Raw genomic sequence first — 24,238 nt, forward strand, 5'->3', positions numbered from 1 at the left:
AAAATATAAAATAAAAGTGCATAATTAAATTGTTCTTATTTTTTATAGAACAAATAATTTTAAAAAAATGAATATAAAATTGGATTTTATCCCTTTATGTACTGTTTTTAAATTTTATCACATAAATGGAGATAAAAGCCTTATTTAATTGTAATTTTTTTAGTTTTTGTTTGTTCTTTTTTAGGTATCTTAACAATTAATATACCATTTTTAAAATTAGCATCTATAGACTCTTCACTTATATTAGATGGTAAATTAATAGAGCGAGAGAATGAACCATAATATCTTTCTTGAATATGATAATTTTTATTTTTCTTTTCATTAACATCGTCTTTTTTAGCTTCTATTGTAAGAATGTTATTATTTATTTTTAAATCAATGTTTTCTTGTAAAACACCAGGTAATTCAATTTCTAAACAGTATTCAGAATCATTTTCAAAAACATCTGTTTTTGGTAAAAATGTTCTTTCTCCATCGTTTTTGAAGGTTAAAGGATAAGAAAAATTTATAATATCATTAAAAAAATTATCAAATATATCAGTTAAATAATTACGTCTAGAAAAATTGTTTTGTACATCTAATTTATTTTTTGTTTTTGAGATTTCATTTTTCATATTTAACACATCCATTTTTCTTAAATTAGCAATCAAATAATTTGATTGCTAATTACATATTTATTTTAAACCAAATTAATTTTAAAAATCAAGTAATTTTTATTTTAAATTTGACATTTAAGCAAAAAAGTTGAAAAAAATATTTGAATTTATTAAAATATAAACATTCCTATATAAATTTATATATTAGACTTGGTGCAAAACCTTTAATTTTAACAATTTAACGATTATTATTAATATTAAAGGTGATAGTTATTATGTTGAAAAAATATAAAGATGATCAAGAATTTTATAGTTTAGTCGGCATAAAGCCACAAACATTTTATAAAATGCTTGAAATTTTAAAAATTGCTGAGTCTAAACAAAAATATTATGGTGGTAGAAAAAATAAAATTGTAATTGAAGAGCGTTTATTAATGACTTTAGAATATTGAAAAGACTATAGTAGTTATAGAGTTATTGCAAAAAGATATAATATTAGTCATACTAGTTGCATTCGTAATATTTTTTGAATTGAAAATATTTTAATAAAAAGCGGAATTTTTAATTTACCTGAAAAAAAAGATTTAACAAAAAATAAAGGTACTAATAATAATTTGTTAGCTATTGATGCTACTGAAACTCCAATTGAAAGAATTAAAAAAAACTAAAATTACTTTTTTCAGGTAAAAAGAAACATCATTCTTTTAATTTTCACAAAAAATCTTGATATTACTTTTAATTTTAAATTAAAAGTAATATTTTTATATCAGGGGTGATTTTTTGTGACTAATAATGAATTAATTGATGTTTTAAAAAACAAAAAAGATGAAGAATTTATAAAAATTATTAGACATTTTAAAAATAGAATTAAACAAATTGAGAAAAAAGAAAAATTAGATGCAATTGATAAAAAATTTAAAGAAAAAGGAATTCAATGTCCAAATTGTAAATCTTATTGATGTGTAAAAAATGGTTTTAAGAATAATAAGCAAAAATATTTATGCAAAGATTGTAAAAGTAGCTTTGATGCTTTAAGAAATCATTTTTTACATTGAAGTCATTTATCTCATGAACAATGAGATTGAATAATTTGATTGTCATTGTTAGGTCAATCTGCTTATACTATTTCTCAATTTGCTAAAATTTCAAAAACATCAGCATGATTTAATCGTCAAAAATTTATGAAATCATCACAATTAGCAAAAACACAAAAACCATTCACAAAATTAAAAGGTAGAATTGAAATTGATGAAACTTTTATCAAAGAAATTCATAAAGGAAATTTCAAAAATCCAGATTATCCAAGAAAAAAATGAATTGAAGAAAATGCTAAAGATTTAAACTGTTGTATTGAAATGGCAATTGATGAAAATAAAAATATTTATGCTCAAACAACAAATACTAAAAGATTAACAAAAAAATGAGTACAAGAAAATTTAACATCTAAGCTTATCGAAGAAAAATCAATTATAGTTTGTGATATGCAAATACTATATGATACAGTAGCTAAACAAACAAAATGTACTCTCAAGAAATTTAAATCAACAGAAAATAAAGAATTAAATTATAAAAATTTAAGTAATATCAGTAAAATACAATCAAGTTTAAAAGAATTTATTACTCATTATCATGGCATTGGATTTACCAATATTCAAAATTACCTCAATAGACTTGGTGCAAAACTAAGGTAATTCAAAATTATATATTCCTGCTATTAAATTAAATATTAATGCAAATCTTCGTATTTTATTGCGATATTTTAAACTTAAAATTTTAAAACGTTTTAGTTTAGCAAATACGTGTTCAATTTTAATTCTAATTTTACTTAAAGTTTTATTGTATTCTTTTTGAATTGGTGTTAATTGATTGTATTTACTTTTTTTAAATGGCAAAAATGTATTTTTATGAATATTTTGTATACCTTGATAACCCGAATCAACAAAAACTTGTTTTTCTGGATGAATAAAAGTTTTAGATTTTAGAAGCAATTTAAAATCATTAATGCTTCCAAAACAAAAAGCAGTTGAAATAATTTTTCCATTGGAAATATCAATAATTATTTGGGATTTGAGAGAATGATGTTTCTTTTTACCCGAAAAAAGTAATTTTAGTTTTTTTTAATTCTTTCAATTGGAGTTTCAGTAGCATCAATAGCTAACAAATTATTATTAGTACCTTTATTTTTTGTTAAATCTTTTTTTCCAGGTAAATTAAAAATTCCGCTTTTTATTAAAATATTTTCAATTCAAAAAATATTACGAATGCAACTAGTATGACTAATATTATATCTTTTTGCAATAACTCTATAACTACTATAGTCTTTTCAATATTCTAAAGTCATTAATAAACGCTCTTCAATTACAATTTTATTTTTTCTACCACCATAATATTTTTGTTTAGACTCAGCAATTTTTAAAATTTCAAGCATTTTATAAAATGTTTGTGGCTTTATGCCGACTAAACTATAAAATTCTTGATCATCTTTATATTTTTTCAACATAATAACTATCACCTTTAATATTAATAATAATCGTTAAATTGTTAAAATTAAAGGTTTTGCACCAAGTCTAATTTATGAAAATTTAAATACCAACATTATAAAATATCACCTTATGCAAAATCTGAAGCATTATATTTCAGTTTGTAAAAAAAATAAATCCCAAAATTAAATAAAATCAAATTTTAGGCCAGGTTGATGATTTTTTTTATTTCATCAAGAGTTTTTTTGAAAATTAAAAAAGAAATTTAATCATTCCTAATATTAAAAATATACAAGAATTTGGTCATTTAGAAGGTGATACTATCATTGGCAAAGATCATAAAAGTTCTATTATTACTTTGGCTGATATATGATCAAAAACCACAATTCCTTTAGTAACTAAAAATCATAAATCAGAAAATATTACGAAAAGTATAATAAAATTTATTTCAAAGTTACAAAAAGGAACAGTTAAAACCATTACTTTTGATCGTGGTAAAGAATTTAGTAAATGAAGATTAATCAAAAAAATTTGTAATGTCAAAATTGATTTTGCAGATCCTGGTAAACCTTGCCAAAGGGGTTTAAATGAAAATAATAATGGTATTTTAAGAAGATATTTACCAAAATCTACAGATCTATCTTCATATAAACAAAAAGATTTAAATTTTATAGCATTTCAAATTAATTCTACACACAGAAAATCGTTTTAATTTTCACAAAAAATCTTGATATTACTTTTAATTTAAAATTAAAAGTAATATTTTTATATCAGGGGTGATTTTTTGTGACTAATAATGAATTAATTGATGTTTTAAAAAACAAAAAAGATGAAGAATTTATAAAAATTATTAGACATTTTAAAAATAGAATTAAACAAATTGAGAAAAAAGAAAAATTAGATGCAATTGATAAAACATTTAAAGAAAAAGGAATTCAATGTCCAAATTGTAAATCTTATTGATGTGTAAAAAATGGTTTTAAGAATAATAAGCAAAAATATTTATGCAAAGATTGTAAAAGTAGCTTTGATGCTTTAAGAAATCATTTTTTACATTGAAGTCATTTATCTCATGAACAATGAGATTGAATAATTTGATTGTCATTGTTAGGTCAATCCGCTTATACTATTTCTCAATTTGCTAAAATTTCAAAAACATCAGCATGATTTAATCGTCAAAAATTTATGAAATCATCACAATTAGCAAAAACACAAAAACCATTCACAAAATTAAAAGGTAGAATTGAAATTGATGAAACTTTTATCAAAGAAATTCATAAAGGAAATTTCAAAAATCCAGATGATCCAAGAAAAAAATGAATTGAAGAAAATGCTAAAGATTTAAAATGTTGTATTGAAATGGCAATTGATGAAAATAAAAATATTTATGCTCAAACAACAAATACTAAAAGATTAACAAAAAAATGAGTACAAGAAAATTTAACATCTAAGCTTATCGAAGAAAAATCAATTATAGTTTGTGATATGCAAATACTATATGATACAGTAGCTAAACAAACAAAATGTACTCTCAAGAAATTTAAATCAAAAGAAAATAAAGAATTAAATTATAAAAATTTAAGTAATATCAGTAAAATACAATCAAGTTTAAAAGAATTTATTACTCATTATCATGGCATTGGATTTACCAATATTCAAAATTACCTCAATTTATGAAAATTTAAATACCAACATTATAAAATATCACCTTATGCAAAATCTGAAGCATTATATTTCAGTTTGTAAAAAAAATAAATCCCAAAATTAAATAAAATCAAATTTTAGGCCAGGTTGATGATTTTTTTTATTTCATCAAGAGTTTTTTTGAAAATTAAAACATCATTCTCTCAAATCCCAAATAATTATTGATATTTCCAATGGAAAAATTATTTCAACTGCTTTTTGTTTTGGAAGCATTCATGATTTTAAATTGCTTCTAAAATCTAAAACTTTTATTCATCCAGAAAAAAAGTTTTTGTTGATTCAGGTTATCAAGGTATACAAAATATTCATAAAAATACATTTTTGCCATTTAAAAAAAGTAAATACAATCAATTAACACCAATTCAAAAAGAATACAATAAAACTTTAAGTAAAATTAGAATTAAAATTGAACACGTATTTGCTAAACTAAAACGTTTTAAAATTTTAAGTTTAAAATATCGCAATAAAATACGAAGATTTGCATTAAGATTTAATTTAATAGCAGGAATATATAATTTTGAATTACCTTAGTTTTGCACCAAGTCTAATATAAAAATTATGGATTTTCGATTCGTAAAATAGCAAAAATTGTTGATTATAGTAAATCAACTGTACATAGAGTTTGTAGATTATTAAATAAAAACTTATTGCGATTAGAAATATTGAATCAATTTCAAAAAAATAAACAAAACGCAGGCAGAAAATTAATAATTTTAACTTTAACAGAAATTAATAGTATTAATCATTTGTTAATGACTAAAAAGTATGCTCTTGATATAATTGCTAACTTTTTAAAGGAAAATAAAATAAAAAGTATTTCAACAAAAACTTTATATAACATGTTTAAAACAAATCGAATGGGTTTTGATGAAAATAACTTATTGAGAAAAGGCAAAAATAAATCTCACAAACAAAAAGAAACTAGGGGCAAACTTAATAATTGTAAGTCTATTCATGAAAGAAATTTAATCATTCCTAATATTAAAAATATACAAGAATTTGGTCATTTAGAAGGTGATACTATCATTGGCAAAGATCATAAAAGTTCTATTATTACTTTGGCTGATATATGATCAAAAACCACAATTCCTTTAGTAACTAAAAATCATAAATCAGAAAATATTACGAAAAGTATAATAAAATTTATTTCAAAGTTACAAAAAGGAACAGTTAAAACCATTACTTTTGATCGTGGTAAATAATTTAGTAAATGAAGATTAATCGAAAAAATTTGTAATGTCAAAATTTATTTTGCAGATCCTGGTAAACCTTGCCAAAGGGGTTTAAATGAAAATAATAATGGTATTTTAAGAAGATATTTACCAAAATCTACAGATCTATCTTCATATAAACAAAAAGATTTAAATTTTATAGCATTTCAAATTAATTCTACACCCAGAAAATCGCTCTCTTATAAAAGACCAATAGATTTAATACAATTATTTTAAAAAACTGTCCCATTTATATTTACAACTCAGGTTTTTTCAACATAATAACTATCACCTTTAATATTAATAATAATCGTTAAATTGTTAAAATTAAAGGTTTTGCACCAAGTCTATTATTAAACAATGCTAAATATGCCAATTGTAAACTATTTAAACCTAAAGGATAAATTTGCAAAAAAAATAAAATTTGCAAAATATTAGTTTCATTTAAATCTACATTCATAACAACACAATAATTATACAATTGTTTAATGATGTTAATAATGAGTCGCGGAATATTACGACAATGATTAGCAATAATATTTATTATATTATTTTCTAATTTTCAATTTAAACTTAAAGAAACTTGTGAAATAATACTTTTAATATCCTGATAATTATAATCAGATAATTGTAAAATATTAGGAATACGACTTATCAACGCTTTAGTTAAGATTCCTACTTTATTAGTAGCACCAATAAATGTAAAAGAGGGTAAATTAATTTTAACAATTTTATTATTATAATCTTTACCAATCATAATATTAATAAAATTACCTTCTAATGCAGAATATAATACTTCTAATATTTCATAGTTAACAACATGAATTTCATCAATAAAAACTATATCAGATTGTTTGATATTTGCTAAAATACTAATAATATCGCTAGTTTTATTAATGCTTGTTCCTTCTAAACTGTGAAAATTTACTTGCAATTCTTCTGCTATTAATCGTGCAATAGTTGTTTTTCCAATACCAGGAGGACCAATTAATAAAATATGACTTAAAGCAATATTTTGAATTTTACTACCTTTGATTAAAATTAGAATACGTTCAATAACATTATTTTGTCCAACAAAATTATTAAAACTACTAATACCCATATTTTATTTCCTTAATAGCTAATGCAATAATTTCTTCAACTTCCAAATCTCAATTAATATTTCTTAATAAAAAATTATTAATTACTATTGAACTAAAACCTAATTTTAATAATGTATCAAATACTAAATCTGATTTTTCATTTTGACTAGTTGTTAAATTACTTACTACTTTAATATGATTACTAAAATAATTAATAATATTATTAGCAATTTTATGAGTTATACCTTTACACTGTTGCAATATCTTATAATCTTGTTTGCTTATAGCCAACTTAATACTATCAAGTGATAGTTGATTTAATAATCTTAAAGAAGTTTTTGGTCCAATATTACTAATATTAAGTAAGTGAATAAAAAAGGTTTTTATTGCTTTTGATACAAACCCAAAAAATTGTTCATAAGTTGGTTTTTGATGAAAATAAACATAAATTTTCACTTTAATATTTAATGGTAATGTTTGTAAATTAACACCTTCAATAATATATCCATGATCATTACATTCAAAAATAATTTTATTTTCATAAAATTATTTAATAATACCTAAAAATATTCATCCATCACTTATTCCTCCTTTTCTATTCTTACTATTAATTAGATGAAAAATAAAAATAAACCTTTTTATTTTTTAAAATTATGTTCAATTGAAAGCACATCATCATCATTTTCAATTGTTTCTAACAATATATCAATTAATTTAATTTGTTGTTGATCAGTAATGGTAATCAATTCATGGGGAATATTAACAATTTCGTTAGTAATAAAATCATCAATATTATTTTTTTCTAATAAATTAGTTACAGCATTTAACTGTTTAGGATTAACTTCAATATCAATGATATCTTCTTTTTTTTTAATATTAAAAATTTCAAAATCAATTATTAACTCCAAAATTTCTTCAACTGATAATAAACTTGAAAATTGAATTACCCCCGTTGTTTGAAATAAATATTGAACAGAATTAGTAGCAGCTAAATGACCACCCAATTTATTAAAATAACTTCGAATATTACTTGCAGTTCTATTTTTATTATCAGTTAAACAATGAATAATTATGGCAATATTACTTGGTCCATATCCTTCATAAGTGACTGCTTCATAATTAGTTGTTTCATTTTTATTACTAGCTTTATTAATAGCACGATTAATATTATCCTTTGGCATATTTATACGTCGTGCTTTTTCTAACATTAATTTCAATCGCGGATTATTTTCAACATTTGCACCACCTAATTTAACAGCAACATAAATTTCTCTTGATAATTTTTGAAAAATTTTACCACGTTTGTTATCTTGGGCATCTTTACGATGTTTAATATTTGCATATTGTGAATGTCCAGCCATATTCTCATTCCTTTATTTTTTTCTTGTTCATTTCGGAGCTTGCGGTGCAGGTATTCTTTTGTGTGCACTATTCTGATGCATAAATTCAATTTTATTAATTACTGATGATGGTATTAATGATTTATTTCCTAGTAAATATTGATCTAATTGTTCATACTTAAATTGCATTTCCATTTCATCAGTTTGTCCATCTCATAAACCAGCAGTTGGCTTACGAATAATGATCTCTTCACTAACTTTTAATATCTTTGCTGCAGCAAAAACATCTTTTTTTAACAAATGAATAATTGGTAATAAATCAACACCACCATCACCATATTTAGTAAAATAACCAATGTGTCATTCATCACTATTATCTGTTCCTACAACTAAATAATTATGATTTTGTGCATATGCATAAAGAGCATTCATTCTTAATCTAGCTTTTAAATTGCCTAAAATTAATTTTGATTTTTCTATATTAATTTCAGTTTCTAATGTTTTTTTAAAACTTAAAAAAACATTATTTAAATTAACTACTTTGGCATTTAATTTATGAATATTAACTAAATTATTTGCATATTCTAAATCAATATCTGGTGAAAAACAAGGCATAATTAATGCTAAATGATCATTAGGAAAAGCTTTTTTAATCAATAATGCTACTACTGCTGAGTCAACACCACCACTTAAACCAACAATTAAACCTTTGGCATTTGCTTTTTTTACTTCACTTTGTAAAAATTTAATAATTTCATCTAAATATTGTTCTAAATTCATAATTATTCACTCTCTTTTATTTCTTCAGACATGTCAAAAATATTGTTATAATGTCCAGCAATTTTATTATGGGTTTTATCTAAAGTTTCAATGGCTTTATTAGTTGTATCAAAACCAGCCTTAACTTTTTCTCATCTATCAACCCAACGATCAAAATCATCTTTGAATAAACGTAATTTTTTTGCCATTTTTTCTAAATTTTTATTAAAATCAATATCTTTACGATTTTTATCAACTGTAAATAAAACAGCAGATAAAGTAGTAGGAGAGGTAATTCAAACACGTTTCTTAAAAGCATATTCAACAATATCATCAGCAAATTGTGCGTAAATAAAAGCAAATATTTCTTCAGAAGGAATAAACATTACTGCGCTAGAAATCTTATTTTTAATATTAATATATTTTCCAACTTCATCAATTCGTTTACGAATATCATTACGAAAATCTTTTAAATAATTTTCTTTAACTTTAATATCTTCACTTACTAAATACCTTTGATAGTTATCAATTGAAAACTTTGAATCAATAGCAATTCCTTCTTTTTCAGAATCTGTTTTTACATAGGCATCAACAACTTTGCCATCAATTGTTTTATATTGTCGTTCTCATAATTTTTGATTTGAACCCAACATATTAGTCAAAATTTTTTCTAAAACAAATTCACCAACATTACCACGTTTTTTAGTATTAATAAAAACTTCTTGTAAACTTTGAATATTATCATTAATTTTTCCTAAAACAGTTGATGATTCTTGTAACTTTGCTAAATCTTTAATAACATCTACTACTTGTCTTTGAATGACATCAGCATTGCGTTTATAATCATCTTCTTTTTTATCTAAATTTTTTTGAAAATTATCAATATTACTCATTAAATTAATTAATTTTTCGGTTTTATCACGATCCGAACCATTTCATGATGTTTTAAAATCATTTAATTGTTCTTTTAAAGTTTCTACTTGCATTTTTAAAAAGTCTTGTGCAATTGGGTCACTAGTAACATTCTGACTTTTTTTAATTTGCATATAAATTATTAAGCCACCAATACTACTAATAATTAAAATAACTACCAATAAACTAATTACTATTTCCATTTCCTATTTTCCTTTGCCCTTTTTTTATTCTTCTTCTCAAATCATATCATAATTAAAAATCTTAACATGATCACCTTTTTTTATTCCTTTCTTTCTTAATTCATCATAAATTCCTAAATCTTGTAATTTAATTTTAAATAATAAAATATTATGATAATTATTTAAAGGATTTTTTTGATATATTACTTCAACGGTTTTACCAGAAATAGTTCATTGATTATTTGCAAATTTAGTAATAATAACTTGTGGAACTTCTTCTTTATTAATATATTCATAAAGAATATGTTCTTCATTATTTTCATTATTATTAACTTGGTGCAGTTGTTCTTTTTCAACGGCTTTAGCAATATCTTTAATTAATATATCCAAACTAATATGTTTCATAGAAGAAATTGCAATTATTGGTAATTTAATTTGTTCTTTTAATTTCTCTAAATTAGTTTGTGCATCTGGTAAATCAATTTTATTTGCAACAATTAAATGCGGTTTTTTTGTCAAATCTTTATTATAACTTTCTAATTCACTCATAATTAATTGATAATTTAAAAAATGATCTTGAGTCTTATCACTAATATCAATCATATGTACTAAAACTTGACAACGTTCAATATGACTCAAAAACTGTAAACCCAGTCCTTTTCCTAAACTAGCTCCTGCTATTAATCCAGGCAAATCCGCCATAACAAAATTATTATTTTTATCAACTCTAACAACACCTAAATGTGGATTAAGAGTAGTAAAAGGATAATCAGCAACTGTTGGAGTTGAAGCAGAAATAGCTCCTAATAATGTTGATTTACCGGCGTTAGGCAACCCAACTAATCCGGCATTGGACAATAATTTCAACTCACAAATTATTTCAAAATGTTGTCCAGGCATTCCTTTTTCACATATTTTAGGTACTCGATTTATTGCCGAAGCAAAACGAGCATTTCCTCGTCCACCAAGACCACCGGCAGCAATTATTATTTCTTGTTTATCTTTAATAATATCACCAAGAATATTTTGAGTTTTGTTATCTCTAATAATAGTACCTAATGGAACTTTTACATAAGTATTGGTTCCTTTACGTCCATGCATATTTTTGGGTGCACCATTTTTACCATCTTCAGCAGTTATCTCTTTATTTTTACGTAAGTCTAATAGAGTATTCATACCTGAATCACCAATAAAGATAATATTACCGCCTCTTCCTCCATCTCCACCAGATGGACCACCTTTGGCTACATAAAGTTCACGACGAAAAGCAACAACACCATCACCGCCTTTGCCGGCAGTAACTTTTAATTTTGTTACATCTATAAAACGCATTTCTTACTCCTTTTTTATATTAATAATAATTCTTATTACCTGAGTTGTAAATATAAATGGGACAGTTTTTTAAAATAATTGTATTAAATCTATTGGTCTTTTATAAGAGAGCGATTTTCTGGGTGTAGAATTAATTTGAAATGCTATAAAATTTAAATCTTTTTGTTTATATGAAGATAGATCTGTAGATTTTGGTAAATATCTTCTTAAAATACCATTATTCTTTTCATTTAAACCCCTTTGGCAAGGTTTACCAGGAGCTGCAAAATAAATTTTGACATTACAAATTTTTTCGATTAATCTTCATTTACTAAATTCTTTACCACGATCAAAAGTAATGGTTTTAACTGTTCCATTTTGTAACTTTGAAATAAATTTTATTATACTTTTCGTAATATTTTCTGATTTATGATTTTTAGTTACTAAAGGAATTGTGGTTTTTGATCATATATCAGCCAAAGTAATAATAGAACTTTTATGATCTTTGCCAATGATAGTATCACCTGCTAAATGACCAAATTCTTGTATATTTTTAATATTAGGAATGATTAAATTTCTTTCATGAATAGACTTACAATTATTAATTTTGCCCCTAGTTTCTTTTTGTTTGTGAGATTTATTTTTGCCTTTTCTCAATAAGTTATTTTCATCAAAACCCATTCGATTTTTTTTAAACATTTTATATAAAGTTTTTGTTGAAATACTTTTTATTTTATTTTCCTTTAAAAAGTTAGCAATTATATCAAGAGCATACTTTTTAGTAATTAACAAATGATTAATACTATTAATTTCTGTTAAAGTTAAAATTATTAATTTTCTGCCTGCATTTTGTTTATTTTTTTGAAATTGATTCAATATTTCTAATGGCAATAAGTTTTTATTTAATAATCTACAAACTCTATGTACAGTTGATTTACTATAATCAACAATTTTTGCTATTTTACGAATCGAAAATCCATAATTTTTATATTAGACTTGGTGCAAAACTAAGTTAATTCAAAATTATATATTCCTGCTATTAAATTAAATCTTCATGCAAATCTTCGTATTTTATTGCGATATTTTAAACTTAAAATTTTAAAACGTTTTAGTTTAGCCAATACGTGTTCAATTTTAATTCTAATTTTACTTAAAGTTTTATTGTATTCTTTTTGAATTGGTGTTAATTGATTGTATTTACTTTTTTTAAATGGCAAAAATGTATTTTCATAAATATTTTGTATACCTTGATAACCTGAATCAACAAAAACTTGTTTTTCTGGATGGATAAAAGTTTTAGATTTTAGAAGCAATTTAAAATCATGAATGCTTCCAAAACAAAAAGCAGTTGAAATAATTTTTCCATTGGAAATATCAATAATTATTTGGGATTTGAGAGAATGATGTTTCTTTTTACCTGAAAAAAGTAATTTTAGTTTTTTTTAATTCTTTCAATTGGAGTTTCAGTAGCATCAATAGCTAACAAATTATTATTAGTACCTTTATTTTTTGTTAAATCTTTTTTTCCAGGTAAATTAAAAATTCCGCTTTTTATTAAAATATTTTCAATTCAAAAAATATTACGAATGCAACTAGTATGACTAATATTATATCTTTTTGCAATAACTCTATAACTACTATAGTCTTTTCAATATTCTAAAGTCATTAATAAACGCTCTTCAATTAAAATTTTATTTTTTCTACCACCATAATATTTTTGTTTAGACTCAGCAATTTTTAAAATTTCAAGCATTTTATAAAATGTTTGTGGCTTTATGCCGACTAAACTATAAAATTCTTGATCATCTTTATATTTTTTCAACATAATAACTATCACCTTTAATATTAATAATCATTGTTAAATTTTTAAAATTAAAGGTTTTGCACCAAGTCTATTGTTTTATTGCTATTATTGATTCAATACTCAGATACTTATACATTGCGCTAATTCCTTTCTTTTCTTAATTATAGAACTAACACAATTTAATTTTTATATAAGTGTCCTTTTTAATTTTACAATTAAAGATGTTAAATATCATTTAAGTTATTTTCATATATGAAAAATTATATATTAAAATAAAACTTATAGGTGTTTTTATTAATTTGCTTAAAATCAAATCAATAGTTTTTTTATTTAATTTTATCTTTGAAAAAATATATTGTATATTGATTTTTTTAATTATAAACTTTATTTGAGATTTATTTAAAGTAATTTAAAAAAATAAAATTTATTACTGACTTATTAGTCAACTACTTTTATTTAAATTAAAACATTAATAATATTAATTTAAATATATTTAGGAAATTATCCCCGCATGTACTAGTGTGGAGGAAAAAATGAATTGAAATGAATTCAACAGCATATTTCAAACTGAAAACGATTGTTTGAAATATATAGCGAAGTTGAAAATAATGAAATGCATCAGGTGTGCTTCTTCTAGTTTGAATGCTTCTGATTTGAGAAGAATACGATGTTTGAACTGTAACCAAACATTTAGTATTCTTTATGGAACCATTTTTTATAAGTCACAGATCCAAATGACATCTTGGTTTTATCTCATCTTTAGATGAATAAACACAAAGCATGGCATACCAGCAACCGATGTTGCAAGGGAATTGGATGTGACCTATAAAAAAGCTTGAAGAATGTGTCATGAAATCAGGACTAGAATTGGAAATCAAGATGCAGGTTTCATTGTTGATGGCACAGCACAGATGGATGAAATGTATCTTTCGCATTTAGGTTTTAAAAAACAAGGAAGATCCTTGTTGAATAAAACTTTGATTGTTGGAGTTTATGAGAAAACCAGCAACAAACTAATTGTGAAGGTGCTGAAAAATGCAGATGAAAAAAACCTTTTAAGATTTGCATTGAAACACATTTTTACTAAGTGCTGTCTATTTACGGATTCTTGGAAGGGATATGTAAGTTTCAAAAACTTCTATCCCAAACATGAAATCGTAAATCATGAAGTTGGGTATGTGTCACCAACAGGTGTAAACACAAACCAGATTGAATCAGCATGAAAGCACATCCGACAAACTTTCCGAACACACATAAGAGTTTCAAAGCACAATATTCATTTATATGCAAAAGAATCAGCATATAAATTCAATAACATACCTAGTTTTGAAACTGTAATTTTGTGTTTGATTTAAATACATGCGGGGATAATTTCCTAGGTAGGCTTTTATCTCCATTTATGTGATAAAATTTAAAAATAGTACATAAAGGGATAAAAGCCTATATTTATTATTTTTTTAATTTATAAGAAAAAAATAAATGAAAATTTAATTAAAAATATTTTAATAAATCTCAATTATTAAAAATAAATATTTATATTTAAAAAAGGGGTACTTTAAAAATGATAAATGATAAAGATAAAAATATAGTAAAAAAATCTGATGTTGATAGTTGATGAGGTATTACCACTAGCAATAAATGTGATAAAAAAATTCAGAAATTAAATAAAAAATTACAATAAACATGTAATAAATTAGATGAAATAAGCAATCTTTATACAAAATCAGTAAAAGAAAACAAAAATTTTGAATATAAAGTTAAAGAACTAAAAGAAGAATTAAAAAAAATTCAAGATAATAATACAAAATTAGAAGCAGAATTAAATGATTCAAAAAACAATAAAAAAGAATTAGAAGCACAATTAAAACAATTTCAAGACAATAAATAAAAATTAGAAACAGAACTTAAAAATTCTAGAAATAGTAAAGAAAGATTAGAAGAAGAACTAAAAGAAATTCAAGATAAAAATACAAAATTAGAAACAAACTTAAAAGAAGCAACAGAAAGTATTGAACATTTACAAGAAATAATCCAAGATTACATGGATAATAAAGAAAAACTAGAAGAAGAACTAAAAGAAATTCAAGATAATAATATAAAACCGGAAACAAAATTAAAAGAAGCAGAAAAGGATAAAGAAAAACTAGAAGAAGAACTAAAAGATTATAAAAATAATAATGAAAATTTAGAAGAAGAATTAAGAAAATCTAGATATACTATAGCAAAACAAGCAGCAGAATTAAGAGAATCTAAAGGTATTAAAGAAAAATTAGAACAACAATTAAAAGAAGCAGAAAAAAATATTAGATATTTACAAAAAATAATACAAGAAAATACAGAAAGTAAAACACAATTAGAAAAAGAATTAAAAGATTATATAAATAAAAACCAAAAATTAGAAAAAGAACTAAAACAATCTCAATATGATAAATAAAAATTAGAAAAACAATTAAAATACGGACTTCTCCCCACATGTACTAGTGTGGAGGAAAAAATGAAATTGAATGAGTTCAACAATATATTTCAAACAGAAAAAGATTGTTTGAAATATATAGCAAGTTTGAAGGAAAACAAATGTATGAGGTGTTCTTGAACAAATTTGAATACTTCTGATTTAAGAAGAATAAGATGTTTGAAATGTCATCAAACATTTAGTATTCTTCATGACACCATTTTTTACAAGTCACAAACACCTTTGACATCTTGGTTTTATCTCATCTTTAGATGAATAAACACCAAACATGGAATTCCATCAACTGATGTTGCAAAAGAATTGGGAGTAACTTTGAAAACTGCTTGAAGAATGGGTCATAAAATCCGAAGTGCAATTGCAAAACAAGAACCTCAATTCATTGTTGAGGGCATAGTGCAAATGGATGAAATGTATCTTTCACATATGGGTTTTAAAAAACAAGGAAGATCCTTAAAAAATAAAACTTTGATTGTTGGGATTTATGAAAAAACAACCAATAATTTAATTGTGAAAGTGTTGAAAAATGCAAATCAAAAAAATCTTTTGCAATTTGCAAGAAACCACATTTCTTCAAAGTGTGATGTACATACTGATTCTTGAAAAGGATATCGCCATTTTAAATCAGTTTTCACTAAGCATGAAACAGTTAACCATCAAGATGGCTATGTTTCAAAAACTGGTGTAAACATAAACCAGATTGAATCGGCATGAAAGCACATCAGACGAACATTTAAAACACATATCAAAGTTGAAAAACATCATGTTCATTTATATGCAAAAGAATCAGCATATAAATTCAATAACATACCTAGTTTTGAAACTGTAATGTTATGTTTGATTTAAAAATGTGGGGAGAAGTCCGTAGATAGGCTTTTCTCAGCATTTATGTGATAAAATTAAAAATAGTACATAAAGGGAGAAAAGCCTTAAAATATTCAAAAGAAAACATTGAAGAACTAAAAAAAATAATACAAGATTGTAAAAACACTGTAGAAAAACTAGAAAAAGAATTAAAAAACACTAAGGATATTAATAAAAAAATTAGAGACTTTGTACTTGAATGTGTACCTTTAAATTAAAAAACACTTAAATATATAACGGTAATGTTTAGTAATCTGTGTAACTTACAAAAATAACTATGTTTAATTAATTCTAGTAAATATAATTAAATGACTAGAAAGAGTGAGTTACAAATGGTTAAAAAACAAAACATTAATAATAATGATCCAATATCACAAGCAGTAGATTTATTACTAGAAAATACTGAAGATTTAACAACAGTTTTTAAAGAAGGAGGTTTATATAAAGAATTAACAAAAAGATTAGTGGAAAAAATGTTGAATTCTGAAATGCAAAATTATTTAGGATATGAAAAAAATCAACATATTAATAGTGAAAATGCTCGTAATGGCATAACTTCAAAAAAATTAATAACTCAAGAAGGTAAAATTGAAATTGATGTACCACGAGATCGTAATAGTAATTTTACTCCTGTAATAGTTCCAAAAAGACAAAGAAGATTTGATGGTTTTGATCAACAAGTTCTTTCACTATATGCAAAAGGTATGACATTATCTGACATTAGAATGCGGTTGCAAGAGTTATATCATGGTGCAAATATTAGTGAAAGTGTTATTAGTCAAATTACTGATGATGTCAAAGCATGGCAAAATCGGCCATTAGAAAGTATTTATCCGATTGTTTATTTTGATTGTATAGTAGTTAAAGTACGACAAGATAAACGGATTATTAACAAATCAGTTTATATAGCACTAGGAGTTGATTTAGAAGGTAAAAAAGATGTTTTAGGTTTATGAATTAGTGAAAATGAAGGTTTTAAATTTTGATTATCTAATTTTACAGAAATGAAAAATCGAGGCTTAAATGATATTCTTATTGCTTGTAGTGATAATTTAACAGGCATGTCAGAAGCAATACAATCAGTTTATCCTAAAACCGAACATCAATTATGCATAGTTCATCAAATTAGAAATATTTTAAAATATGTTTCATACAAACATCGAAAATCTCTAGTTACAGATTTAAAACCAATTTATAGTGCATGTAGTGAAGAACAAGCAATGCAAGCTTTAGAATCGTTTGAAAATAAATGAAATAAACAATATCCTCAAATTACTAAATCTTGATATAAAAATTGAGATAATTTAATGGTTTTTATTAGTTATCCACCAGAAATTAAAAGAGTAATTTATACTACAAATGCTATTGAATCTGTTAATAGTCAATTACGAAAAGTTATTAGAAATCAAAAAGTTTTTCCTAACGATATGGCAGTTTTCAAAATATTTTACTTAGCAATTGAAAATATAACAAAAAAATGAACAATGCCTATTCAAAATTGAAATACAGCAATTGCTCATTTTATGATAAAATTTGAAGACAGAATTAATCTAAACTAGTACCTTGTAAAACAAAGATACACAGATTACATAAAAGCCTCTAATTTTTTTTAAAATAATCTATTGTTAGGAAAAAATATTAAAGCAATAAATTCTATTTTTATTATATTAATAATTTAAAATATTCTTACTTATAATATCAACTATCTGTTTAGCAACTTCCACTTTTGAACCAATCAAATTATAATTATTATTTTTAAAATAAAAATTAATTTCTGTTTCATTTTTACCCATAACACTAATATTATTAATACAAATACCATCACAATTTTTAATTTTCATTTTTTCGATACCAAGATTTTTATCATTAAATTCTTGAGCAGCAAAACCAATTAAAACTTGTTGTGTTTTCTGCTTACCTAAAAATTCCAATACATCAATATTAGCAATCAGTGATAAAGATAAATTTTTATTTTTATTTTTAATTATTTTATTAGGAGTATATTTACTTACTTTATAATCATTTAAAGCAGCACCACATATTACAATATCAGCATTATCAAAGTTTTCTTTCATTGCTAAGAACATTTTTTCATTAGTATTTGCTTCAATAATAGTTAGGTTTTTTTGTGATTTAATTTCAAAATCACAATCACCTGCAACTAATACTACTTTAGCCTTAGTTTTAAGAAAAGCATCTACTAATTCTTTACCCATTTTTCCTGAAGAATTATTAGTAATATAACGAATTGGATCAATATAAGTTCTAGTACGACCAATATTAATTAAAATTTTTTTATTAGATAAATCAATACTTTTTTTAAAAAAATCTTTAATTATTGTTAATGCATTATTTGGACTTTTAACCCGTCCATCACCAATCATCTTACAGGCTAACATTCCTGAATCTGGAGGAATAATAGTAATATTTTCAAAATTAGATAATTCTAATAAATTTTTTTGAAAACTTTGATTGTGATACATATTATGATTCATTGCTGGAAATAATATCTTTTCTGCTTTGGAAGCTAAAAATACTGATAATGCTAAACTATCAGCAATTGCTAAATTTGCTTTACTAATAAAACTCATAGTAGCAGGATAAACAACAATTAAATTTGTTTTAATTGCTAAATTAGTGTGAGTAATTAAATCTCCTTTAACATACGATTCTTGTTCAAACATTTCAGAATAATAAGAAAATGTTTTATCTTCTAGAAAATGTAAAGAACTTTTAGTACAAATAATATCAACTAAAAATTCTTTTTTTAATTGTTTTAATAAAATTAAGGCTTTGTTTGCTGCAATACTACCAGTAATTATTAAAGTAATATGTTTCATTATTTTCTCCTATCATATCATTAAACATAAAATAAACCAACAAAACCTATCTTCAAAATATGATAGCATTGAAAATAGGTTTTTATTATTAAAAATTTATTTTTACTTTTTATCAAGTATAACTGAAACTCGTGTTTTATTTTTTTTAAAAATAGTATACTTAACAATTCCTGATTTTAAAGCAAATAAGGTATCATCATCACCACGCCCTACATTTTCACCAGGGTTAATTTTAGTTCCACGTTGACGATAAATAATTGTTCCCTCTTTTAAACTTTGTCCATCACCAATTTTAGCACCTAAACGTTTAGAATGTGAATCACGACCATTACGAGTTGAACCCACTCCTTTTTTTGAAGCAAATAATTGTAAATTTAATTTATAAAACATAATTACACCTCCTTTATGTTAATATATTTTGGATATTGTTCTTTAATAGTTTTTAATTGTCAAAGCATTGTTTTTAAAATGATTTGACAATTATTAGTGAAACTAGCAACTTTAAGTTTAACTAATCCAGCAGTATTATTAATTACTTGAACTTGATCATTATCAAGTTCATGAAGTGCATTTAATGTACCAATAACAATGGCTGAAATCCCTGCACAAACAATATCATTTCCAATTTTTGAAAAATTAGCATGACCAGTAATTATAACTTCTACAATGTTACTATTTTGGTAATTATAAGTAACTTTAACCATAATTTGATATTACCTTAAATTATTTTTTATTATTTTCATCATCTTCTTTAACAACTTTAACAGTCATATTTTTATGATCAAAAATAGTTTTTAAATTACCTTCACTAACAACAGTTTTAGTGTTATCTGGTTCTGTAATATTATCCTTAACAACTGATTTAGTTTTAACAACTTTTTCTTTTGTAAGTTCTTTTTTTACTTTACTAACTACTGATTTTGGCTCTTTAATAATAGGAGTTACTACTTTAGAAATTACTTCTTTTTTTACTTCATCTTTAATTACTGGTTTTGATTGTTCTGCCTTCTTATCAACAAGACTTTTACCAGAAAGTAAAATATCAGTAATTAATACCTTTGTATATGGCTGACGGTGTCCATACATGGTTTTTGAATTTTTCTTAGGTTTATATTTAAACACTCGAATCTTTTTTGATTTATCTTGTTTAATAATCTCACCATGAACTTCAGCACCTTTTAGGAAAGGTTTACCGAATTGTTGATCAATCATCAATATTTTGTCAAAAATAATCTTATATTTAGCTTTACCAACAAGTTTTTCAACAAAAATTTCTTGACCATAGGAAACATTAATTTGTTTTCCTCCTGTTTTAATAACTACAAACATTTTTCTTATTACCTCCAGTTTAGACTCGTGTTATAGGTGGAATAAATCACTTGTTAACCTAAAGTAGAGCGGTTGAAACTGCATAAACAGTCTTAAATATTATAAAGCATTTTTTATTAAAAGCAATACAAAATTTAGTAATTATACACATAATTTAAATAGACTTGGTGCAAAACTAAGGTAATTCAAAATTATATATTCCTGCTATTAAATTAAATCTTAATGCAAATCTTCGTATTTTATTGCGATATTTTAAACTTAAAATTTTAAAACGTTTTAGTTTAGCAAATACGTGTTCAATTTTAATTCTAATTTTACTTAAAGTTTTATTGTATTCTTTTTGAATTGGTGTTAATTGATTGTATTTACTTTTTTTAAATGGCAAAAATGTATTTTTATGAATATTTTATATACCTTGATAACCTGAATCAACAAAAACTTGTTTTTCTGGATGAATAAAAGTTTTAGATTTTAGAAGCAATTTAAAATCATGAATGCTTCCAAAACAAAAAGCAGTTGAAATAATTTTTCCATTGGAAATATCAATAATTATTTGGGATTTGAGAGAATGATGTTTCTTTTTACCTGAAAAAAGTAATTTTAGTTTTTTTTAATTCTTTCAATTGGAGTTTCAGTACCATCAATAGCTAACAAATTATTATTAGTATCTTTATTTTTTGTTAAATCTTTTTTTCCAGGTAAATTAAAAATTCCACTTTTTATTAAAATATTTTCAATTCAAAAAATATTACGAATGCAACTAGTATGACTAATATTATATCTTTTTGCAATAACTCTATAACTACTATAGTCTTTTCAATATTCTAAAGTCATTAATAAACGCTCTTCAATTACAATTTTATTTTTTCTACCACCATAATATTTTTGTTTAGACTCAGCAATTTTTAAAATTTCAAGCATTTTATAAAATGTTTGTGGCTTTATGCCGACTAAACTATAAAATTCTTGATCATCTTTATATTTTTTCAACATAATAACTATCAACTTTAATATTAATAATAATCGTTAAATTGTTAAAATTAAAGGTTTTGCACCAAGTCTAATATAAAAATTACTAAAAAAAGAAAAATAAAAAAATATATCTTTAATACTTAATATTTAATATAACTATAATTATATCTACACTAAATTATGTAATTAATATTTTTTGAAAATTATTATTAAAATTATGATATTATTTTTCTAAACTTAATATAAGTTTTTAACTCATTACTTGTTAAAAAGTAAATGAGTTTTTTTATTTTTAGAAAGGAAGATTAAAAGAAATGGCTAAAGATAAAAATATCGTTAATGAAACAATTGATTATTTACCATTGATTGGTGCTGGATTAGGTGCTGGATTAGGAGCAATTGATGGTCTTTCATGAACAAATCCACTACCTGTTACCGACATTGCAATTGGTGCTGTAGCCGGAGGAATAACAGGTTATCAAATTAAAAAATCCATAAAACATAAAGATAAAAATAAAACCAAAGTTGGAACATCATTAATTTGTGGTGCTGGTGCTGGTGTATTAAATGCAATATTAAATCCAGAAGCATCATTAATGAATACATTAGAAGCAACTGCTGGTGGTATTATAATTGCTAAAGGTGGCAAATATATTGTTGATAAAGGTAGTAATTATGTAAAATCTAGACCCGAATATCAAATATTGAAACAAGGATATAAAATCAAGAAAAAAGTAAATAAGATTCAAGATTTTTCTTCAATAAAAAAAGAAGCAAATTCACTAAATTAACAAAAAAAATCTTCAACAAATCAATATAAATTAAAACTAATGTAAACTAATCAATAGTAAATTAAAACATTAAAAAATTATTTAGGAATGAAAATATAATTGATATTCAATTTAACTCATTCCTTTTTAAGTATTGAAATTAAAACAGAAAGGAAATATAATAACACTTTGGAGTAGTGAAAAATTAAAATAAAATTAAGTTACAAAAAAATGCTAGCAACAGTTGGTGCATTAACTGTTGTATTACCAATGTCTTTAAGTATTGCATCATGTGCAATAAAAGAAAAACAAAAAAAATAATGATCAAAAAATAGTAAATGCAATTAATAAAACTAATTATTCACTTGATAATATTATAATTAATAGTACTATAGATGAATTAAAAACAAACATTAGTTCAGAATTTATTAAAAATTCATTAGATGAAATTAATCAAAAAAAATTTAATAATGATTTATTTTCATTAAATAAAATTATAAATGAAAAAAATGAAGAAATTAATAATAATGATTTTAAAAAAATAGGACTTATTAATGCAAAAATTAATTATAATTATGGAAAAATTAAAAATCAATTTGTTGATTTAAAAATCAGTGTAAAATATTCAGATAAACAAATTGTTGATGCTAGTAGTGAAACAAAATATACAAAAAAAGTTAATTTTCAAAGTTCAGTAATGGAATTAAAGGATTCAATTAATGCTGAATTTATTAAAAATTCATTAATTTCTGAAATTAAAAATTCTTTTAAAAATAATTTATTTTCATTAAACAAAATTACTAATAATAAAGAAATTGATTTAAAAGATGAAGACTTCACAGTTAGTGGTTCTATTGATGCAAAAATTAATTATAATTATGATTCATTTAAAAATTTAACTACTAATCTAACAATTATCATAGGTGAAGGTCAAATTTCTAATAAATATGAATTAAATGATGGAAAAATAAATAAATTTCTTCAAATCTCAAATAGTATAATATTTGCTGCAACAGAGAACGGAAATATTTGAGAGATTGATTTTACTAATAATACAAAAATCAATAAACGGACTTCTCCCCACATGTACTTGTGGAGGAAACAATGAAATTGAATGAGTTCAACAATATATTTCAAACAGAAAAAGATTGTTTGAAATATATAGCAAGTTTGAAGGAAAACAAATGTATGAGGTGTTCTTGAACAAATTTGAATACTTCTGATTTAAGAAGAATAAGATGTTTGAAATGTCATCAAACATTTAGTATTCTTCATGACACCATTTTTTACAAGTCACAAACACCTTTGACATCTTGGTTTTATCTCATCTTTAGATGAATAAAAACCAAACATGGAATTCCATCAACTGATGTTGCAAAAGAATTGGGAGTAACTTTGAAAACTGCTTGAAGAATGGGTCATAAAATCCGAAGTGCAATTGCAAAACAAGAACCTCAATTCATTGTTGAGGGCATAGTGCAAATGGATGAAATGTATCTTTCACATATGGGTTTTAAAAAACAAGGAAGATCCTTAAAAAATAAAAGGCTTTTATCCCTTTATGTACTATTTTTAAATTTTATCACATAAATGGAGATAAAAGCCTACCTAG

At 23.6% G+C, this 24,238-nt stretch carries 29 protein-coding genes and 5 pseudogenes; 15 read left to right on the top strand and 19 right to left on the bottom strand.

All coding sequences use genetic code 4. The annotated features are described in order from the left end of the window. Window positions 1-140 precede the first annotated feature (140 nt). Window positions 141-614, bottom strand: coding sequence for an Hsp20/alpha crystallin family protein (locus AAHM78_RS12005; RefSeq protein WP_342253330.1), 474 nt, complete (start codon window positions 612-614; stop codon window positions 141-143). A 257-nt stretch (window positions 615-871) separates the two neighbouring features. Between AAHM78_RS12005 and AAHM78_RS12010 the strand changes: the two genes are divergently transcribed. Both AAHM78_RS12010 and AAHM78_RS12015 read left to right on the top strand, forming a co-directional pair. Beyond that, a complete protein-coding gene (locus tag AAHM78_RS12010; protein WP_342253331.1) occupies window positions 872-1,264 on the top strand; it encodes a transposase family protein in 393 nt (130 codons plus the stop codon). Between the two features lie 114 nt (window positions 1,265-1,378). After that, complete coding sequence (locus AAHM78_RS12015; protein ID WP_342253332.1) at window positions 1,379-2,287, top strand: IS1/IS1595 family N-terminal zinc-binding domain-containing protein; 909 nt, start codon at window positions 1,379-1,381, stop codon at window positions 2,285-2,287. On the opposite strand, the gene AAHM78_RS12020 is transcribed toward AAHM78_RS12015, so the two are convergent. Together AAHM78_RS12020 and AAHM78_RS12025 are read right to left on the bottom strand one after the other, a co-directional pair. Next, window positions 2,279-2,653 (bottom strand): transposase family protein, encoded by a 375-nt coding sequence (locus AAHM78_RS12020; protein WP_342255169.1) that lies wholly within the window; start codon window positions 2,651-2,653, stop codon window positions 2,279-2,281. The two genes, AAHM78_RS12015 and AAHM78_RS12020, sit on opposite strands and share 9 nt — an antisense overlap. Before the next feature lie 50 nt (window positions 2,654-2,703). Next, window positions 2,704-3,096 (bottom strand): transposase family protein, encoded by a 393-nt coding sequence (locus AAHM78_RS12025; protein WP_342252835.1) that lies wholly within the window; start codon window positions 3,094-3,096, stop codon window positions 2,704-2,706. Window positions 3,097-3,332: 236 nt separating this feature from the next. Between AAHM78_RS12025 and AAHM78_RS12030 the strand changes: the two are divergent. Further along, window positions 3,333-3,788: pseudogene (locus AAHM78_RS12030) on the top strand (IS30 family transposase); the annotation flags it as partial. Window positions 3,789-3,862: 74 nt separating this feature from the next. Next, window positions 3,863-4,822, top strand: a complete 960-nt coding sequence (locus AAHM78_RS12035; RefSeq protein ID WP_342253333.1) for an IS1595 family transposase — start codon at window positions 3,863-3,865, stop codon at window positions 4,820-4,822. Between the two features lie 18 nt (window positions 4,823-4,840). Here the strand turns inward: AAHM78_RS12035 and AAHM78_RS12040 are convergent, their stop codons facing one another. Continuing rightward, window positions 4,841-4,993: a hypothetical protein gene (locus AAHM78_RS12040; RefSeq protein WP_342253334.1), complete on the bottom strand. Its 153-nt coding sequence runs from the start codon at window positions 4,991-4,993 to the stop codon at window positions 4,841-4,843. 13 nt (window positions 4,994-5,006) lie between these two features. On the opposite strand from AAHM78_RS12040, the gene AAHM78_RS17145 reads away from it, so the two are divergent. From AAHM78_RS17145 to AAHM78_RS12050, 3 genes and pseudogenes are all read left to right on the top strand, one after another. Further along, the gene (locus AAHM78_RS17145; RefSeq protein WP_342252839.1) at window positions 5,007-5,135 is read left to right on the top strand and encodes a hypothetical protein; all 129 of its coding nucleotides are present in this window, start codon (window positions 5,007-5,009) and stop codon (window positions 5,133-5,135) included. Further along, entirely contained in the window at window positions 5,102-5,311 is a 210-nt protein-coding gene (locus AAHM78_RS12045; protein ID WP_342252825.1) for a transposase family protein, read from the top strand. The genes AAHM78_RS17145 and AAHM78_RS12045 overlap by 34 nt, the downstream gene beginning before the upstream one ends. Before the next feature lie 17 nt (window positions 5,312-5,328). Further along, window positions 5,329-6,228 (top strand): annotated as a pseudogene (locus AAHM78_RS12050) (IS30 family transposase); the annotation flags it as partial. Window positions 6,229-6,304: 76 nt separating this feature from the next. On the opposite strand, the gene AAHM78_RS12055 reads toward AAHM78_RS12050, so the two are convergent. The 9 genes and pseudogenes from AAHM78_RS12055 to AAHM78_RS12095 form a co-directional block, all read right to left on the bottom strand. Beyond that, window positions 6,305-7,093, bottom strand: a complete 789-nt coding sequence (locus AAHM78_RS12055) for an AAA family ATPase (RefSeq protein ID WP_342253335.1) — start codon at window positions 7,091-7,093, stop codon at window positions 6,305-6,307. Further along, entirely contained in the window at window positions 7,083-7,604 is a 522-nt protein-coding gene (gene ruvA, locus AAHM78_RS12060) for a Holliday junction branch migration protein RuvA (RefSeq protein WP_342255171.1), read from the bottom strand. The genes AAHM78_RS12055 and ruvA overlap by 11 nt, the downstream gene beginning before the upstream one ends. 107 nt (window positions 7,605-7,711) lie before the next feature. Then, window positions 7,712-8,434, bottom strand: coding sequence for a YebC/PmpR family DNA-binding transcriptional regulator (locus AAHM78_RS12065; RefSeq protein WP_342253336.1), 723 nt, complete (start codon window positions 8,432-8,434; stop codon window positions 7,712-7,714). Window positions 8,435-8,446: 12 nt separating this feature from the next. Then, complete coding sequence (nadE, locus tag AAHM78_RS12070; RefSeq protein ID WP_342253337.1) at window positions 8,447-9,193, bottom strand: NAD(+) synthase; 747 nt, start codon at window positions 9,191-9,193, stop codon at window positions 8,447-8,449. A gap of 2 nt (window positions 9,194-9,195) precedes the next feature. Then, complete coding sequence (locus AAHM78_RS12075) at window positions 9,196-10,287, bottom strand: DNA recombination protein RmuC (protein WP_342253338.1); 1,092 nt, start codon at window positions 10,285-10,287, stop codon at window positions 9,196-9,198. A 24-nt stretch (window positions 10,288-10,311) separates the two neighbouring features. Beyond that, window positions 10,312-11,598 carry a GTPase ObgE gene (gene obgE / locus AAHM78_RS12080; protein WP_342253339.1) on the bottom strand — a complete coding sequence of 429 codons (1,287 nt, stop codon included), beginning with the start codon at window positions 11,596-11,598 and terminating at the stop codon, window positions 10,312-10,314. A 69-nt stretch (window positions 11,599-11,667) separates the two neighbouring features. Beyond that, window positions 11,668-12,567: pseudogene (locus AAHM78_RS12085) on the bottom strand (IS30 family transposase); the annotation flags it as partial. Window positions 12,568-12,584: 17 nt separating this feature from the next. Further along, a complete protein-coding gene (locus tag AAHM78_RS12090; protein WP_342255173.1) occupies window positions 12,585-12,959 on the bottom strand; it encodes a transposase family protein in 375 nt (124 codons plus the stop codon). A gap of 50 nt (window positions 12,960-13,009) precedes the next feature. Beyond that, window positions 13,010-13,402, bottom strand: coding sequence for a transposase family protein (locus AAHM78_RS12095; RefSeq protein ID WP_342253340.1), 393 nt, complete (start codon window positions 13,400-13,402; stop codon window positions 13,010-13,012). Between the two features lie 617 nt (window positions 13,403-14,019). On the opposite strand from AAHM78_RS12095, the gene AAHM78_RS12100 reads away from it, so the two are divergent. The 5 genes from AAHM78_RS12100 (at window position 14,020) to AAHM78_RS12120 (ending at window position 18,274) form a co-directional block, all read left to right on the top strand. After that, window positions 14,020-14,736 carry an IS1595 family transposase gene (locus AAHM78_RS12100; protein ID WP_342253341.1) on the top strand — a complete coding sequence of 239 codons (717 nt, stop codon included), beginning with the start codon at window positions 14,020-14,022 and terminating at the stop codon, window positions 14,734-14,736. Window positions 14,737-15,422: 686 nt separating this feature from the next. Beyond that, complete coding sequence (locus tag AAHM78_RS12105) at window positions 15,423-15,815, top strand: hypothetical protein (RefSeq protein ID WP_342253342.1); 393 nt, start codon at window positions 15,423-15,425, stop codon at window positions 15,813-15,815. 60 nt (window positions 15,816-15,875) lie between these two features. Continuing rightward, a complete protein-coding gene (locus tag AAHM78_RS12110; protein WP_342252843.1) occupies window positions 15,876-16,697 on the top strand; it encodes an IS1595 family transposase in 822 nt (273 codons plus the stop codon). A gap of 44 nt (window positions 16,698-16,741) precedes the next feature. Beyond that, on the top strand, window positions 16,742-16,933 hold the full coding sequence (locus tag AAHM78_RS12115) for a hypothetical protein (RefSeq protein WP_342253343.1): 192 nt from the start codon (window positions 16,742-16,744) through the stop codon (window positions 16,931-16,933). A gap of 114 nt (window positions 16,934-17,047) precedes the next feature. After that, complete coding sequence (locus AAHM78_RS12120; RefSeq protein WP_342255174.1) at window positions 17,048-18,274, top strand: IS256 family transposase; 1,227 nt, start codon at window positions 17,048-17,050, stop codon at window positions 18,272-18,274. A gap of 108 nt (window positions 18,275-18,382) precedes the next feature. Here the strand turns inward: AAHM78_RS12120 and coaBC are convergent, their stop codons facing one another. From coaBC to AAHM78_RS12150, 6 genes and pseudogenes are all read right to left on the bottom strand, one after another. Then, window positions 18,383-19,555 (bottom strand): bifunctional phosphopantothenoylcysteine decarboxylase/phosphopantothenate--cysteine ligase CoaBC, encoded by a 1,173-nt coding sequence (gene coaBC, locus AAHM78_RS12125; RefSeq protein WP_342253344.1) that lies wholly within the window; start codon window positions 19,553-19,555, stop codon window positions 18,383-18,385. Window positions 19,556-19,657: 102 nt separating this feature from the next. After that, window positions 19,658-19,945: a 50S ribosomal protein L27 gene (rpmA, locus tag AAHM78_RS12130; RefSeq protein WP_342253345.1), complete on the bottom strand. Its 288-nt coding sequence runs from the start codon at window positions 19,943-19,945 to the stop codon at window positions 19,658-19,660. 2 nt (window positions 19,946-19,947) lie between these two features. Further along, entirely contained in the window at window positions 19,948-20,259 is a 312-nt protein-coding gene (locus AAHM78_RS12135) for a ribosomal-processing cysteine protease Prp (RefSeq protein ID WP_342253346.1), read from the bottom strand. Between the two features lie 334 nt (window positions 20,260-20,593). Further along, window positions 20,594-20,884: pseudogene (gene rplU / locus AAHM78_RS17150) on the bottom strand (50S ribosomal protein L21); the annotation flags it as partial. 175 nt (window positions 20,885-21,059) lie between these two features. Beyond that, window positions 21,060-21,434 (bottom strand): annotated as a pseudogene (locus AAHM78_RS12145) (transposase family protein). Window positions 21,435-21,484: 50 nt separating this feature from the next. Then, a complete protein-coding gene (locus AAHM78_RS12150) occupies window positions 21,485-21,877 on the bottom strand; it encodes a transposase family protein (RefSeq protein WP_342253348.1) in 393 nt (130 codons plus the stop codon). Window positions 21,878-22,170: 293 nt separating this feature from the next. Here AAHM78_RS12150 and AAHM78_RS12155 point away from each other — a divergent pair, with 293 nt between their 5' ends. The 3 genes from AAHM78_RS12155 to AAHM78_RS12165 all read left to right on the top strand — a co-directional run bounded on the left by AAHM78_RS12155 (window position 22,171) and on the right by AAHM78_RS12165 (window position 24,216). Continuing rightward, window positions 22,171-22,647, top strand: coding sequence for a hypothetical protein (locus AAHM78_RS12155; RefSeq protein ID WP_342253349.1), 477 nt, complete (start codon window positions 22,171-22,173; stop codon window positions 22,645-22,647). Window positions 22,648-23,323: 676 nt separating this feature from the next. Beyond that, the gene (locus AAHM78_RS12160) at window positions 23,324-23,791 is read left to right on the top strand and encodes a hypothetical protein (RefSeq protein ID WP_342253350.1); all 468 of its coding nucleotides are present in this window, start codon (window positions 23,324-23,326) and stop codon (window positions 23,789-23,791) included. After that, window positions 23,731-24,216 (top strand): hypothetical protein, encoded by a 486-nt coding sequence (locus AAHM78_RS12165; protein ID WP_342253351.1) that lies wholly within the window; start codon window positions 23,731-23,733, stop codon window positions 24,214-24,216. Before AAHM78_RS12160 ends, AAHM78_RS12165 begins: the two co-directional genes overlap by 61 nt. Window positions 24,217-24,238: the final 22 nt, after the last annotated feature.

Source organism: Spiroplasma endosymbiont of Zeiraphera isertana, from assembly GCF_964030805.1.
In the GTDB taxonomy this organism is placed as follows: domain Bacteria; phylum Bacillota_I; class Bacilli_A; order Mycoplasmatales; family VBWQ01; genus Spiroplasma_E.